This window comes from Ralstonia sp. VS2407 (genome assembly GCF_052950655.1).
In genome coordinates, this window is record NZ_JBRFVG010000006.1 from 125,385 (window position 1) to 140,515 (window position 15,131).

The 15,131-nt window shown below is 65.3% G+C and carries 11 protein-coding genes; 4 read left to right on the forward strand and 7 right to left on the reverse strand.

The window, feature by feature from the left end; all coding sequences use genetic code 11:
* Nucleotides 1-147: 147 nt before the first annotated feature.
* From cphA (ACU8YE_RS12350) to ACU8YE_RS12365, 4 genes are all read left to right on the forward strand, one after another.
* Entirely contained in the window at nt 148-2,808 is a 2,661-nt protein-coding gene (gene cphA, locus ACU8YE_RS12350; RefSeq protein WP_446928829.1) for a cyanophycin synthetase, read from the forward strand.
* A 53-nt stretch (nt 2,809-2,861) separates the two neighbouring features.
* Nucleotides 2,862-5,429 carry a cyanophycin synthetase gene (gene cphA, locus ACU8YE_RS12355; RefSeq protein WP_446928830.1) on the forward strand — a complete coding sequence of 856 codons (2,568 nt, stop codon included), beginning with the start codon at nt 2,862-2,864 and terminating at the stop codon, nt 5,427-5,429.
* A gap of 600 nt (nt 5,430-6,029) precedes the next feature.
* The gene (locus ACU8YE_RS12360) at nt 6,030-6,644 is read left to right on the forward strand and encodes a flavin reductase family protein (RefSeq protein WP_414561617.1); all 615 of its coding nucleotides are present in this window, start codon (nt 6,030-6,032) and stop codon (nt 6,642-6,644) included.
* A complete protein-coding gene (locus ACU8YE_RS12365; RefSeq protein WP_232040033.1) occupies nt 6,641-7,153 on the forward strand; it encodes a GNAT family N-acetyltransferase in 513 nt (170 codons plus the stop codon). The genes ACU8YE_RS12360 and ACU8YE_RS12365 overlap by 4 nt, the downstream gene beginning before the upstream one ends.
* Nucleotides 7,154-7,157: 4 nt before the next feature.
* Here the strand turns inward: ACU8YE_RS12365 and ACU8YE_RS12370 are convergent, their stop codons facing one another.
* From ACU8YE_RS12370 to ACU8YE_RS12400, 7 genes are all read right to left on the reverse strand, one after another.
* Nucleotides 7,158-8,546 (reverse strand): amidohydrolase family protein, encoded by a 1,389-nt coding sequence (locus ACU8YE_RS12370; protein WP_446928831.1) that lies wholly within the window; start codon nt 8,544-8,546, stop codon nt 7,158-7,160.
* A 19-nt stretch (nt 8,547-8,565) separates the two neighbouring features.
* On the reverse strand, nt 8,566-9,909 hold the full coding sequence (locus tag ACU8YE_RS12375) for a nucleobase:cation symporter-2 family protein (protein ID WP_232040031.1): 1,344 nt from the start codon (nt 9,907-9,909) through the stop codon (nt 8,566-8,568).
* Nucleotides 9,910-9,983: 74 nt separating this feature from the next.
* On the reverse strand, nt 9,984-11,096 hold the full coding sequence (locus ACU8YE_RS12380; protein ID WP_446928832.1) for a CobW family GTP-binding protein: 1,113 nt from the start codon (nt 11,094-11,096) through the stop codon (nt 9,984-9,986).
* 35 nt (nt 11,097-11,131) lie between these two features.
* Nucleotides 11,132-11,734, reverse strand: coding sequence for a UbiX family flavin prenyltransferase (locus ACU8YE_RS12385; RefSeq protein WP_446928833.1), 603 nt, complete (start codon nt 11,732-11,734; stop codon nt 11,132-11,134).
* The gene (locus ACU8YE_RS12390; protein ID WP_446928834.1) at nt 11,731-13,122 is read right to left on the reverse strand and encodes a UbiD family decarboxylase; all 1,392 of its coding nucleotides are present in this window, start codon (nt 13,120-13,122) and stop codon (nt 11,731-11,733) included. Before ACU8YE_RS12390 ends, ACU8YE_RS12385 begins: the two co-directional genes overlap by 4 nt.
* A 63-nt stretch (nt 13,123-13,185) precedes the next feature.
* Nucleotides 13,186-14,109 (reverse strand): amidohydrolase family protein, encoded by a 924-nt coding sequence (locus tag ACU8YE_RS12395; protein ID WP_027679411.1) that lies wholly within the window; start codon nt 14,107-14,109, stop codon nt 13,186-13,188.
* 28 nt (nt 14,110-14,137) lie between these two features.
* Entirely contained in the window at nt 14,138-15,049 is a 912-nt protein-coding gene (locus tag ACU8YE_RS12400; RefSeq protein ID WP_433867750.1) for an amidohydrolase family protein, read from the reverse strand.
* Nucleotides 15,050-15,131 lie beyond the last annotated feature (82 nt).

Sequence of the window (15,131 nt, forward strand, 5' to 3'; positions counted from 1 at the left end):
ACGCCAGCACGGCATTTGGTGCGCTGCACAACGCACTTCGGGCTCAAGACGTCAACGCCGACGCCGTTGTAACGTTATTGAAAGGTAACGGTTCGATTCCACGGACCAATTCACGGGTACATCGCCCCCTGCTTCCAAGCAAATTCAATGAAGAAGAAGGACATTGAGATTCTCGATGTCATGTCGCTGCGCGGCCCGAATATGTGGACATATCGGCCAGTGCTGGAGGCATGGGTCGACATTGGTGAACTGGAGGATTTTCCTTCCAACACGATTCCGGGTTTCTACGAGCGCCTCTCGACATGGCTCCCAACGCTGATCGAGCACCGCTGCAGCCCCGGCGTGCGCGGCGGCTTCCTGATGCGCCTGAAGGAAGGCACCTGGCCCGGCCACATCCTGGAACACGTCACCCTCGAATTGCAGAACCTGGCCGGCATGCCCGGCGGTTTCGGCAAGGCGCGCGAGACGCCGGTGCGCGGCGTCTACAAGGTAATCGTCCGTGCGTGGCACGAAGACGTGACCCGCGCTGCCCTGTTCGCCGCCCGTGACCTGGTCATGGCGGCCATCGAAGACCGCCCGTTCGACGTGGACGCCGCCGTCGAAACGCTGCGCGACCTGGTGGACGACCACTGCCTCGGCCCCAGCACCGCCTGCATTGTCGATGCCGCCGATGACCGCAATATCCCGTCGATCCGCCTGTCGGACGGCAACCTTGTGCAGCTCGGCTACGGCGCACGCCAGCGCCGCATCTGGACGGCCGAAACCGACCGCACGAGCGCCATTGCAGAATCGATCTCGCGCGACAAGGACCTGACCAAGAGCCTGCTGCAGTCGTGCGGCGTGCCGGTGCCGGAAGGCCGCATGGTCGACAGCGCCGAAGACGCCTGGGATGCGGCTGAAGACATCGGCGTGCCGGTGGTGGTCAAGCCGTACGACGGCAACCATGGCCGCGGCGTGTTCACAAACCTGATGACGCGCGAAGAGGTGGAAACCGCTTACGCCGTGGCCATCGAGGAAGGCAACGGCGTGATCGTCGAGCGCTTCGTCTCCGGCAACGAACACCGCCTGCTGGTGGTGGGCGGCCGCGTGGCAGCGGCGGCGATGGGCGAAACTGCGTCGGTGGTCGGCGACGGCACTTCCACCATCGAAGAACTGATCGAATCGCAGATCAACTCCGACCCCCGCCGCGGCAGCACCGAAGAACATCCGCTGAACTGCGTGCGCCTGGATTCCGCCGCGCGCCTCGAACTCAAGCGCCAGGGCTATGCTGATGGCAGCGCCGTGCCGCCCGCGGGCCGCAGCGTGCTGATCCAGCGCAACGGCAACGTCGCTTTTGATGTGACCGACCGCGTGCACCCGAGCGTGGCCGCGCACGCATCGCTGGCCGCGCGGGTGGTCGGGCTCGATATTGCCGGTGTGGACCTCGTGGCCGACGACATCTCGCGCCCGCTGGACGAACAGCGTGGCGCCATTGTGGAAGTCAACGCAGGGCCCGGTCTGTTGATGCACATCCGGCCCGCCGAGGGCGAACCGCGCCCTGTGGGCCGCGCGATTGTGGATCACCTGTTTTCCGACAAGGACGGCGCGCAGGATGATGGCCGCATTCCCATCGTCGGCATCACGGGCACCAACGGCAAGACCGTCGTGGCCAAGCTGGTCGCGCAGTTGCTGCAGCTCTCGGGCAAGCACACAGGGCTGGGCTGCAGTGACGGCCTGTACCTCGATCGCCGCCAGGTAGAGGCCGGCGCCCGTAGCGATCGCGCCGCGTGGGACGCTTGCCACCGCATCCTGATGAACCGCGCGGTGGAAGCCGCCGTGTTCGAGAACGACAGCGGCATGATCCTCTCGCAAGGATTGCCGTATGACCGCTGCCAGGTCGGCGTGGTGACCAACTTCGGCAAGCCCGACCACCTGGGCGATTTCTACGTCGAAGACGAAGACCGCATGGTTAGCGTCCTGCGCACGCAGATCGACGTGGTGCTGAAAAGCGGTGTGGGCGTGCTCAATGCCGCCGATGCGCGCCTCGTTGAAATGGCCGAGCTGTGCGACGGCGAAGTGATCTTCTTCGCGTTGTCGGGCGATCTGGAAGCCATTGCCGCGCATCGTGCCGCTGGCAAGCGGGCCGTGTTCGTGCGTGACGGCAAGGTGGTGCTCGCTACTGGCGCGACCGAACTGGCACTGGCCGACGTGTCGGCCATTCCGCTGACCTACGCCGGCCGCGTGCCGTTCCAACTTGAGAACGTGCTGGCCGCCGTGGCCACCGGCTGGGCACTGGGCATTTCGAACGACCTGATGCGCGCCGGCATCGTCACCTTCGATGTGGGCCAGGTGGATGTGCCGGGCCGTTTCACGCTGTTCCAGCACAACGGCGCCACCATCGTGGTGGACGACGCGCACAACGCCTCGGCGCTGGAAGCTTTGGCCGCTGCACTGGACAACTTCCCCGCCCAACGCCGCACGCTCGTATTTGGCGCCGGGCTGCAGCGCCGCGACGAGGACCTGATTGCGCAAGGCACCGTCATCGGCCAGACGTTCGATCGCGTGCTGCTGTGCGAAGACGCCAGCGTCAAGCGCACCGATGCCGAGTTTGATCGCCAAGCACGCGCGCTGCTCAAGCAAGGGTTGCAGGCGGGCGGTCGCGTCGCTGAAGTCGTCGTCGAAGGGGCCAAGCGCCGGGATGTCGTGGATGCGGCGCTCTCGCAGCTCACGGCAGGCGACCTGCTGGTCTTGCAATGCGACGAGTGCGCCATCGAGGGCACCGTCGAGCAGGTCCACCAGTGGATGGGCCGCGCCGAATCCCAGAACTGACGATCGGGCCTGAATCCAAAAGAACGCCCAAAGCACAACGGAAAGCTGATTGCATGGAAGTCTCTCGTATCCGGGCCTTGCGCGGCCCAAATCTCTGGTGCCGCCATACGGCCATCGAAGCCATCGTGGCCTGCTCGGATCAATCCCAACTGCTGGCCGAACTGCCGGGCTTTGAAGACCGCCTGCGCGCGCGCTTTCCGGCGATTGGCCCCTTGCGGCCAGATGACGAAGCCGATGCGCCATCGATTGCGCACGCGCTGGAAGCCGCCGCGCTGGGCCTGCAGGCTGCCGCCGGTTGCCCGGTGACGTTCAGCCATACCGAGCCGACGCTCGAACCCGGCACGTACCAGGTCGTCGTGGAATACAGCGAAGAGGAAGTGGGCCGACTTGCATTCGAGCTGGCCGGCCAACTTTGCCTGGCCGCGCGCGACGACCAGCCGTTCGATCTGGACGACGCGCTGCACCGCTTGCGCGAGCTGGACGAAGACGTGCGCCTGGGGCCCAGCACCGGTTCCATCGTCTACGCCGCTGTGGCGCGCGGGATTCCGTACCGTCGTCTCACGCAGGGCTCGATGGTGCAGTTTGGCTGGGGCAGCAAGCAGCGCCGCATCCAGGCCGCCGAAACCGACATGACCAGCGCCGTGGCCGAGTCCATCGCGCAGGACAAGGATCTGACGAAGACCCTCCTGCACGCGGCCGGCGTGCCGGTACCGCTGGGCCGGTCGGTGCGCAGCGCCGAGGAAGCCTGGGAAGCCGCGCAGGAAATCCACGGCCCAGTCGTGGTCAAGCCGCGCGACGGCAACCAGGGCAAGGGCGTGGCCGTGCGCATCCGCACGCGCGAAGAAGTGATGACGGCCTACGAAGTGGCCGCCGACATTTCGTCGGACGTGATCGTCGAGCGCTACATCCCCGGCCATGACTATCGTCTGCTCGTGGTGGGCAAGCACCTGGTGGCGGCTGCACGCCGCGACCCGCCGCAAGTCATTGGCGACGGCAAGCACACCGTGCGCGAGTTGGTCGACGAAGTGAACCGCGACCCGCGCCGCGGCGAGGGCCATGCCACGTCGCTCACGAAGATCCGCTTTGACGACATTGCGCTGGCAACGCTTGCCAAGCAAGGCCTGAGTGCCGACGCCGTGCCGCCGAAGGGCACGCGCGTGGTGTTGCGCAACAACGCGAACCTCTCCACGGGCGGCACCGCCACCGACGTGACCGACGACGTGCACCCCGCCATCGCGGCGCGTGCCGTGGCGGCCGCGCAGATGGTCGGCCTCGACATCTGCGGCGTGGACGCTGTGTGCGAGACGATGCTCAAGCCCTTCGAGGACCAGGCCGGCGGCATCGTCGAGGTCAACGCGGCGCCCGGTCTGCGCATGCACTTGCAGCCTTCATACGGCAAGGGCCGCGCCGTGGGCGAGGCCATCATCTCCACGATGTTTGCCGATGGTGACGACGGCCGCATTCCCGTGGTGGCAGTGTCCGGCACCAACGGCAAGACCACGACCGTGCGCCTGATTACCCACCTGCTGGCGTCCAGCGGCCTGCGCATGGGCATGACCGGCACCGACGGCGTGTACATTCAGGGCCAGCGCATCGACACCGGTGACTGCAGCGGCCCGCGCAGTGCGCGTAACGTGCTGCTGCATCCGGACGTCGACGCCGCCGTCTTCGAAACCGCGCGTGGCGGCCTGCTGCGCGAAGGCCTCGCGTTCGACCGCTGCGATGTGGCGGTGGTGACCAACGTGGGCGAAGGCGACCATCTGGGCCTGAACTACATCAGCACGGTGGAAGACCTGGCCGTGCTCAAGAGCGTGATCGTGCAGAACGTGGCGCCGCGCGGCATGGCGGTGCTCAACGCCGCCGACCCGATGGTCGCGCGCATGGCCGACGGCTGCCCCGGATCGGTCACGTTCTTCGCGCACGACGCCAGCCTGCCGACCATGGCGCTGCACCGCGCGCAGGGCAAGCGCGTGGTGTTCGTCGATGGTGCCGAGATTGTGGCTACCGAAGGCGCCAGCGAAACGCGCATCGCACTGGCCGACATTCCGCTCACGCGCAACGGCACGATCGGCTTCCAGGTGGAAAACGCGATGTCGTCGATTGCTGCTGCATGGGCGCTTGGCATCGATTGGGCAGTGATCCGCCGGGGCCTCGCCACCTTTGTGAACGACGCCGCCACTGCGCCCGGCCGCTTTAACGTATTCGACTACAAGGGCGCCACGCTCATCGCCGACTACGGCCACAATCCCGATGCCATCCAGGCGCTATGCAACGCCGTCGCCACCATGCCGGCCAAGCGCCGCTCGGTAGTGATCAGCGGGGCGGGCGATCGCCGCGACGAGGATATCCGCCGGCAGACGCAGATTCTGGGCGGCGTGTTTGATGATGTGGTCCTGTACGAAGACCAATGCCAGCGCGGGCGCGCCGATGGTGAAGTGCTCGCGCTGTTGCGTGAAGGGCTGCAGGGTGCGTCGCGCACGAGCCGTGTGGATGAAATCCGTGGTGAATTTCTGGCTATCGACACCGCATTGGGGCGGTTGCAGCCGGGGGATCTCTGCCTGATTTTGATTGATCAGGTGGAGGAGGCGTTGGAGCATATTGCGCGGCGCGTTGCGGAATGAGTTTTGGCCCGCTTGATGGGGTTCGCCGGGGTTTTGTTTTTGTGGTTCATCCCTGTTTCGTACCCTGCCGGGCACGACTCACTTTTCTTTGTCTTGCCAAAGAAAAGTAAGCAAAAGAAAGGCGCGCCCGAGATGGCGAAAGACTCCTTGAATTTGCGTAACCGGGCGGAGAACGGGAAAACTCGCTGCGCTCAGACAGTTCCCGTTCTTTTTTCCGCCCGCTTACGAAAATTCAAGGCGCCATCAAGGGCTCAACGTCAAAAGAGAAAGGCCAACCCGTCGTGAGGTTGGCCTTGGCATTTGGGCTGGCGCCCAGAAGGTGTGGCTGTTGTCCTTTGACCTTCCTGCCCTAGATGGCGCCTTGAATTTCTGTTGCAGGGAGGAAAAAGGAAGGGAAACTGTCTGAGCGAAGCGAGTTTTTCCCTTCCCCTCCCTGCGACATAAATTCAAGGAGTCTTTCGCCATCTCGGGCGCGCCTTTCTTTGCTTACTTTCTTTGGGCAAGACCAAAGAAAGTGAGTCAGCCCCGGCAGGGGATGAAACAAGGGATGCACCAACAACAAAAAAACCAACACAAAACCACCCACAACATCGTTGGCCTATGATGACGCCTCCCCTGAGTGCCCTCGCCATCATGCCCAACCCCATCACACTCGCCCCAGTCGAGCTGGCAAAGTCCTACCGCCTCCTGAACCACGGCCCGACCACACTGGTCACCAGCGCCCACAACGGCGTGCGCAACGTCATGGCAGCAGCCTGGGCCATGCCGCTCGACTTTGACCCACCCAAGGTGCTGGTCGTGGTCGACAGCCGCACCCTCACACGTGAGCTGATCGAAGCCTCGGGCGTGTTTGCGCTCAACATCCCGACGCGCGCCATTGCCGAGACCACGCTCGCGGTGGGCACGCTGTCAGGCCGGGATGGCGACAAGTTCGATGCGCTCGGCTTGGCCACGGTGCCAGCCCGCACGATCGACGTGCCGCTGGTAGAAGGTTGCGCAGGGTGGCTGGAATGCCGCGTCATTCCCGAACCGCACAACGAGAAGCGCTACGACCTCTTCATCGCTGAAGTGACAGCCGCCTGGGCGGACCCGGCGCTGTTCAGCAACGGCCGCTGGCACTTTACCGATGCGGGCAGCAAGACCGTGCATTACCTCGCGGGCGGCGCGTTCTTCGAAACCGGTGATGCATTTACCGTGGAGGCTAAGCAGCCATGAGCGACATCGCCATCCGCCCGTTGGTCGATGAGGATGCCGCAGCGTTCAAGGCGCTGCGCCTGAAGGCCATTCAAGATGCGCCTACCGCCATCTGGCCGACGCACGATGAAGAGTCGGGGCGCACGCTGGAGGACACCCGCAACCGCATCCGGGCGACCGAGCATCAGATCGTCTTCGGTGCATTTTCCGGGCCGGCGCTGATTGGCATTGCCGGGCTGCGTCGCGAGCCGCTGGCGCAGGTCGCGCACAAGGCCGTGCTGTGGGGCGTGTTTGTTGATCCCGCACACCGGCGAGGCGGTATTGCCGGCCGTCTGCTCAACGCCGCCATTGCGCATGCGCGTGCTGCACAGGTGCTGCAGATTCATCTCTGCGTGAACGCCGAAAACCCGCGTGCGCAAGCGCTGTATCGCAACGCGGGTTTCGAGACCTTCGGTATCGAGCGCCGCGCCATGCGTGTCGGTGATCGGTTCTACGACGAAGAACACATGGCGCTGCGGTTGGACGTTTGAACCGTCAGGCACACGCCATCAGGTCCGCCACGCCTCGGCTGGCCTCGGCGCGGATGCTCGCCACATCGAGCCCGCACACCACACCTTCGTCCACCACGACACGGCCGCCGATGATGCTGGTGCGCACGGTGATGGGCTCGCCGGCGACCACGGGCGCCAGCGCGGGGTCGTGGAAGCCGTAGAAGCGCGGATGGTTGATGTCGTAGAGCACCAGATCGGCCGCTTGCCCGACCTGCAGCGTGCCGACTTCACTCAAGCCGAGCACGCGTGCGCCGCCTGCGGTGGCCCAGTGAATGACATCTTCAGCGGTGGTGGCACTGGCGCCTTGCGCGGCACGGTGAATGAGCCACGCGGTGTTGACCTCGCCGGTCATGCTGCCCGATTCGTTGGACGCCACGCCATCCACGCCCAATGACACCGGCACGCCGGCCGCCGCGAGTTGCGGCACTGGCGCGATGCCGCTGCCCAGCCGGCTGTTGCTGACGGGGCAGTGCGCGATGCCGCTGCCTGTTTGCGCGAGCATGCGGATCTCCGACGGCTGCAGGTGCACGAGGTGCGCAAACCAGACGTCCGGGCCCAGCCACTCGTGCTCGGCCACGAACTCCACCGGCAGGCAGTTGTACTTCTCACGGCAAAAGCGCACGTAGTTGTCGGTCTCGGACAAATGCGTATGCATGCGCAGATGCATCCCCCGCGCGGCACGCGCCAACTCGACCAGCAATGCCGGCGGCAACGAGAACGTCGGTGTGGTCGGTGCCACCACCACGCGGCGCATCGCGTCGGGGGCGTCGTCGTGATAGCGGTGTTTGAGCCGCTCGATGTCGGCCAGCATCTGGTCGAGCGTTTCAGGCTGCAGCGCCGTCTTGGAGAAGCCCGGGTGGCTGCTGGCCGACTCGATGGCGCCGCCACGGCAGAGCACGAAGCGCATGCCGAATTCATCGGCGACATCGAACAGCATGTCGCCCGATTCGGTGCCGCCGCCTGCGTGATAGAGGTAATGGTGGTCGGCGCAGGTGGTGGCGCCCGACAGCAGCAGCTCGGCCATGCCCAGGCGCGCTGCCGTGCGCATCAATTCCGGCGTAATGAGCGGCAGGCGAGGATACGGCACGCTGGCCAGCCACCCTTGCAGGTCTTGGTTCATGCCTTCCGGCACGGCCTTGAGCAGGTTCTGGAACAGGTGATGATGCGTGTTGATCCAGCCCGGGTAGACGATGCAGTCGCTGGCGTCGATGACGCGCTCGCCGGGGCGGGGCATGAGGTCGGGGCCCATCTCGGCGATGCGGCCGCCGGCGATGCGGATGTCGACGGCACCGGCGCGTGCTGCGTCACCGCGCAGGCCGGTCATGACGGCCAAGGGGCGGCGGATGAGGGTGTCTTGAGGCGTGTTGTGCATGGAGGTGTCCATTGGAAAATCAGGCGCGGCCGGCCGTACGCACGACAGACGCGGGCACGTGCGCTTCTTCGGTACCGTTGAGCAGCAGGTTCAGCGCCACCGATACCAGGCAGGCGATGACCACGCCGCTGTGCAGGAACGGTTGCGACCAGTCGGGCAACTGCTTGAACAGCGTGGGCGCGAGCACCGGCACCAGCGCGGCGGCAATCGTGAAGCCCACGATGAGCACGTTGTAGCGGTTGTGCTCGTAGTCGACGCGTGCCAGGGTCTGGATGCCCGCAGCGGCCACGACGCCGAACATGGCGATGCCGGCACCGCCCAATGCGGCAGGCGGCGTGGCCGCAATCACGGCGCCTGCCTTGGGCACCAGCGCCACCAGGCACATCAGCACACCGCTCACGGCCACCACCCAGCGGCTGCGCACGCCGGTGAGCACCACCAGCCCGACGTTCTCCATGAACGCAATGAACGGGAATGCGGCGAACATGCCGGCAATGGCGCTGGCCAAGCCGTTTGCGCGCAGGCCGTTGATGGCTTCCTCTTCTTCGATGGGCTTTTCGACGATGTCGCCGATGGCCAGGAACAGGCCCATCGATTCCACCATCTGGACGATCATCACCACGATCATGGTCAGCGCGGGCACCACGGCGAACACCGGCACCCCAAAGTGGAACGGCACCGGCAGCGTGACCCACGGCGCCTCAGCCACGCCGTGGAAGTTGCCCATGCCCATGGTGCAGCCCAGCAACGTGCCGACGATCATGCCCACCAGCACGGCAAGGTTGCGCAGCAGCGGGCTGCCGAAGCGGTTGATGAGCAGGATGGTGGCGACGACGACCACGGCCACCAGCAGAAACGACGGCGCACCGAAGTTGGCGGCGTTGCGTCCGCCGCCCACCCAGTCATACGCGACGGGAAAGAGCTGCAGGCCGATGACGGTCACGATGCAGCCCGTGACCACCGGTGGAAAAAATCGCCGCAGCCGCCCCACCAGCGGTGCGGCGAGCAGCGTAAACAGCCCGGCCGCAATGACCGCACCGCACACGCCCGCGAAACCTACGGCAGGGTTGGTGCCGATGGCAATCACCGGCCCCACGCTGCTGAACGCCACCCCCTGCAGGATCGGCAGCCGCACCCCGAACTTCCAGAATCCGATGGTCTGTAACAGCGTGGCAATGCCCGAGCAGAACAACGTGGTGCTGATGAGGACAATGGTGTCCGCCTGCGACATCTTCAGTGCTGATGCAATGATCATCGGCACCGCAATGGCGCCGATGTACGACACCGCCATATGCTGCAAGCCCAACGTCAACATCTGTCGGGTCGACAGAATCTGGTCGACCGGGTGTACGGCTGTTGTCATGGTTGTCTCCTATCGTTGTCATGCCCGGGGCGTGCCAGGAGCCGCCCTCGGGTCAGGGGGATGTCATGGCATGCTCACGCCGCCAGACACGCGTTGAAACCGTCCTGCAGGGCCGCACGATCGAGGTCGCGGCCGATGAAGACGATCTTGCTGCTGCGCGCTTCGCTGCCCCAGGGCTGCGTTGCGCGAAAGTCGATGAGGCTGTGCACGCCCTGCAGCACATAGCGCTGCGCCTGGCCCTTCACAGCCAGGATGCCCTTCATGCGGAACAGGGTCTCCGCCTGCTCGGTGCGCAGGGTGTCGATCCACGTGTGAAAACGCACGAGGTCCACGTCGGCCGGCACGTCAAAGCCAACCGACGAGACGCTCGGATCATGCTGGTGGTCGTGCTCATGTTCGTGCTCATCGTCATGCTCGTGAGCGTCGGCGTGAGCATGTTCATCTTCATGTTCATGGTCGTGTGCGTCATGCTCGCCATGGCCGGCGTCTGCGCCGATCTCCAGCAGCTTCTGCGTCGCCTCGAATGCGCCGACACCGATGATCTTGTTCAGATCGACCTCGGCATAGCTGGAAGTGACGATGTCGGCCGTGGCGTTCAAGCCGCGGATGCGCCCGCGCAGCGCGTCGATATCGTCGCGGCCCACAAGGTCCACCTTGTTGATGACGATGCGGTCTGCGCAGACGATCTGGTCGACGGCCTGGTTGTCGACGCCGTCGAGGTGCAGGTCGTCCAGATGCGCCGCAATGTGCTTGGCGTCGACCATGGTGACGATGGCGTCAAGCTCGACATGTTCGGCAATCGGGTCGTCGATGAAGAACGACTGCGCCACCGGATACGGATCGGCCAGGCCGCTGGTCTCCACCAGGATGTGGTCGAGCCGTTCGGGCCGCGCGACGAGCTGGCGCACGATGCGCACGAGGTCTTCGCGCACCTCGGCCGTGCAGCACACGCAGCCGTTGACCATCTCGTAGATCTCTTCGTTTTCCGAGGCCATGACCAGGCCGCCGTCGATGCCGACTTCACCAAACTCGTTTTCGATCACGGCGATCTTGCGGCCGTGGTTTTCGCGCAGGATGAAGTTCAGCAGCGTGGTTTTGCCGGCGCCAAGAAAGCCGGTGAGGATGGTGACCGGAATCTTGGTGTTCGGGCCGGGAAGCGTGGCGTGGGCGGTGGCTTGGGGTTTCATGTTGTCTCCTTGTCGGGCGTGGGTGGGGTACGGACTCAGGCAGGTAAGGCTTCTTCGCCCCAGCGCAGGGCGGTGCCGGCATCGAGCCCGAACAGGTCGAGCACGCGGCCGAGGGTGTGGCCGATCATGTCGTCCAACGTATTGGGGCGCGCATAGAAGGCCGGCACGGGCGGCGCGACGATGGCGCCCATCTCCGTGACGGCCTGCATGTTGCGCAGGTATGTGAGCGTGAATGGCGTCTCGCGCGCCATCAGTACGAGCGGACGGCGCTCCTTGAGCGTGACGTCTGCCGCGCGTGTCAGCAGCGTCGACGAGACGCCCGTGGCAATTTCCGCCAAAGACTTCATCGAGCAGGGCGCCACGATCATGCCCAGCGCGCGAAATGACCCGCTCGCAATGCCGGCGGCCATGTCGTCCGCGCGGTGGTAATGCGTAGCGCGATCGATCACGTCGGCAAGCTTGTACGGCGTTTCATGCGCCATCGTCAGCAGCGCAGAACGTGTGACGACGAGGTGCGTTTCCACATCGAGCGCGCGCAGCAGTTCGAGCAGCCGCACGCCGTAGATGAAGCCCGAAGCACCGCTGATGCCGACCACCATGCGCGGCCGGGCGGGAGCGCGAGGGTGGCGCGCGCTCATGGCCGCACTCCGGCCTGGCGGAGGATGTCGCCCGCGCGGGCAATGGCCTGCGGGTCGATGCGTGCGCGGATGCCCTCGAAGCCGGCGCCGCGCGTGGCGTCGATGCCCATGCGCGAGGTCGTGCCGTGCACGGACGACGACGGATCGAGCGGGCTGCCCGGCAGCCCATCGATCATGAACACATCCTGGTGCGGCTGGAAGTGCGTGGCCATGGCCCACAGCACCTGCTCGTCCTGCTGCAGGTCGATATCCGAGTCCACGGCAATCACGGTCTTGAGGTACGGGTCCCAGCCGAGCAGTGCCAGCATGACCTGCCGCGCCTCGCCGTCGCGCGTGGGGTTGAGCGCCACATAGCAATGGAAGTGCGTGCCTGAGTTGGGATAGTGCAGCGCCGTCACCGATGGGAAGCGCGCCTTGAGTTTCTCGCTCATCTCGGCTTCGCGCGGCAGGCGGGCCAGCGTCAGGTGCTCGGCGTACGGGCCGCCCACCACGTCGACCAGCCAAGCGTCGCGCCGGCGCATCAGGGCATCGATGCGCAGCACATTGTTGGTGGAGCGGTCGGACGAATAGCCGGTGAATTCACCGAACGGGCCTTCCTCGGCATAGGCGGCGGGGTCGATGGTGCCTTCGAGCACGAACTCCGCTGCCGCCGGCACGCCGATGCCGTAACGCGGCGTGCGCACGATATCGAGCGGCGCGCCGAGCAGGCCACCGGCCACGGCGCGTTCATCCGCGCCAAAGGGCAGGCGGGCGGCTGCGGCCAGCATGAACAGCGGATGCGCGCCCACCACCATCGCCACGCGCAGCATGTCGCCGCGTTCGCGCGCGGTCTGCAGCATGCGCCACAGGTGGCCGCGCGAGTGCAGGCTCGTCGCCAGTGCGTTGCGTGCATGGCGCATCGAGCGGTGATAACTCATGTTCGCCACGCCCGTCACCGGGTCCTCGGCCACGATGATGGCGTTGGTGATATAGGGCGCGCGATCGCTCTCGAAGTGCTTGATCATCGGCAGCAGCGCAACGTCCACTGCGTCGCCTTCGATCACCTCGTCGGTGATGGCACCGTGCGAGATGACACGCGGTGCGATGGGCGCATTGGCGCGTGCCTGGAAGGCATCGTGCAATTGATGCGGCAGCACGTCGAACAGCCGTGCCAGCCGTGACCGCGAGGCAAAGACGTTGGTGACCAGCGGCACCTGCAGGCCGCTCACCTGCTCGCAGACCAGCATGGGGGTCTGGTTGCGCGCAGCAAGCTGATCGATGACGGCGGTGACATCCTGATCGGCGGAGACGCCGTTGTGCAGGGTCAGCACATCTTCCGGATACAGCTCGCGATAGAGATTGGCGAAGACGTGGAAATCCTGGCCTTCGCCAAGCCGGGTCATGCTCATGGCACACCTCGCTAGAGGCGGGCGCCGAACACCACAGAGGCGCGGCGCCCGCGGGATCGGCGCTCAGGCCGCTTCTGCTGTCTGGACGTAGGTCGACTTCAGGCGCAGTTCCGCCTCGGCCAGGTCCTTGGGCGGCTTGGTGGGCTCGATGCCGACCAGTCGCGCAATGTTGTTGCCCAGATAGTCTTCGAGGTGGTCCTCATCGATGCCCAGCCCCTGCGGCGGCGCCGAGCACAGCACCTCCAGCTCGCGCAGCCACATGCCGGGCTCGTTGGGCGGCGAATCGGTCCCGAAGACGATCTTGTCGCGCGGCAACTGCTTTGCAAATTCGACGATGCGCGACTGGAAGCACCAGCCCGATTCGCAGTACACGTTGGGCGTGTCCATTGCCATCCAGAACGCTTCGAACGAGTAGTTGCCGCCGGTCTGGATGCCGAAGTGGCCGATGATGAAGTTCACCATCGGGAACTCGCGGATGATCGGGTAGAACATCGTCGGGATGGTGTACGGGCCGTCGCCGGTGTGGATCAGCACCACGATGTTGTACTTGGCGCAGACCTTCATCGCCGGGCGCAGCCAGTCCAGCGCGCGGTCGGGCCGGTAGCCGTGCATGTTGGCGTGCAGCTTGACCATCTTGAAGCCGTATTCCTTGATGTGGAATTCCAGCTCCGCTGCGCCGTTCTCCGGGCCCCAGCGCGGGTTGTAGGTGAAGTTGCCGATGAAGCGGTCCGGGTACTTCTGCGTCAGTTCGGCGATGTACGCCATGTAGTCGCGAATGCCTTCGCGGCCGCGGCGGTTGCCGTCGCGATAGCCGGTGTTGCCCGGCGGGGGCTGGATGAAGCCCATGTCGATGCGGCGGGGCTTGCCGTTGATCATGTAGGGGCCATCCATCAACTGGATCATGCGCTCGCCGTTGAACGGCGTGCCGGTGTGGCGCCAGGCCTCGTCGACGAGGTTGGTCGGGTGCAGATGGGTATCGATAATCATGTGTGCGCTCCGTGCGTGCTGCGGTGGCTCAGGCGGCGGCCAGCGCGAGCTGCGCTTCGGCTTCGGCCACGGTCTTGGGCGGACGGGTCGGCTCCAGGCCGATCATGCGGGCGATGTTGTTGCCCAGGTAATCCTCGAGCGTGTCTTCATCGAGGTTCAGGCCCTGCGGCGGGTCCATGCACAAGACTTCGAGCAGGCGCAGCCACATGCCGGGCTCGTTGGGCGGCGTGTCGGTGCCGAACAGGATCTTGTGCTTGGGCAGCACCTTGGCAAATTCGACGATGCGCGACTGCAGGCACCAGCCCGATTCGCAATAGACGTTGGGCAGCTCCATCGCCCACTGCATCGGCTCGAACACGTAGACGCCGCCGGTCTGCACACCGAAGTGCGCCATGATGAAATCGACGTTCGGGAACCGCTTGATCATCGGAATCCATTCCGACGGAATGCTGTAGGGGCCGTCGCCCGTATGCAGCTTGACGGGCACGCCCAGCTCGGCACATTTCTCGAACGCGGGCATCACCCAGTCCAGCGCGCGGTCGGGCCGGTAGGCGTGCATGTTGGCCTGCATCTGGACCATCTTGAAGCCGTGTTCCTTCACATAGCGCTCGATGGCCTCCACGCCGTTCTGCACGCCGCAGCGCGGGTTGTAGACGAAGCAACCCAGGAAGCGGTCGGGGTAGGTCTGCACCATCTTGAGCGTGTACGCCATGTAGGCGTCGATGGACTCGCGGCCCGAAAGCTCGCCGTCCGTCCACGTGTAGATGGTGTTGCCCTGCGGCGGCTGGATGAAGGCCTTATCGATACGGCGCGGCTTGCCGTTGATCATGTAAGGGCCGTCCATCATTTCGAGCAGGCGCTCGCCGGTAAAGGGGGCGCCGTCGTGCCACCACGCGAGGTCCACCAGGTCGGTGGGGTAGCAGCTGATGTCAATGATCATCGTTGGATCTCCTGATGACTGGGAGGAAGCGCGTGATGGCTTCCCGGTGAGGGCAGGCACGTGCGGCAGCGTGGCGCTTTGC

Bases quoted from the DNA above. Each gene is read 5' to 3' on its own strand.
- cphA (WP_446928829.1), top strand. From the start codon at position 148: ATGAAGAAGAAGGACATTGAGATTCTCGATGTCATGTCGCTGCGCGGC.
- cphA (WP_446928830.1), top strand. From the start codon at position 2,862: ATGGAAGTCTCTCGTATCCGGGCCTTGCGCGGCCCAAATCTCTGGTGC.
- ACU8YE_RS12360 (WP_414561617.1), top strand. From the start codon at position 6,030: ATGATGACGCCTCCCCTGAGTGCCCTCGCCATCATGCCCAACCCCATC.
- ACU8YE_RS12365 (WP_232040033.1), top strand. From the start codon at position 6,641: ATGAGCGACATCGCCATCCGCCCGTTGGTCGATGAGGATGCCGCAGCG.
- ACU8YE_RS12370 (WP_446928831.1), bottom strand. From the start codon at position 8,546: ATGCACAACACGCCTCAAGACACCCTCATCCGCCGCCCCTTGGCCGTC.
- ACU8YE_RS12375 (WP_232040031.1), bottom strand. From the start codon at position 9,909: ATGACAACAGCCGTACACCCGGTCGACCAGATTCTGTCGACCCGACAG.
- ACU8YE_RS12380 (WP_446928832.1), bottom strand. From the start codon at position 11,096: ATGAAACCCCAAGCCACCGCCCACGCCACGCTTCCCGGCCCGAACACC.
- ACU8YE_RS12385 (WP_446928833.1), bottom strand. From the start codon at position 11,734: ATGAGCGCGCGCCACCCTCGCGCTCCCGCCCGGCCGCGCATGGTGGTC.
- ACU8YE_RS12390 (WP_446928834.1), bottom strand. From the start codon at position 13,122: ATGAGCATGACCCGGCTTGGCGAAGGCCAGGATTTCCACGTCTTCGCC.
- ACU8YE_RS12395 (WP_027679411.1), bottom strand. From the start codon at position 14,109: ATGATTATCGATACCCATCTGCACCCGACCAACCTCGTCGACGAGGCC.
- ACU8YE_RS12400 (WP_433867750.1), bottom strand. From the start codon at position 15,049: ATGATCATTGACATCAGCTGCTACCCCACCGACCTGGTGGACCTCGCG.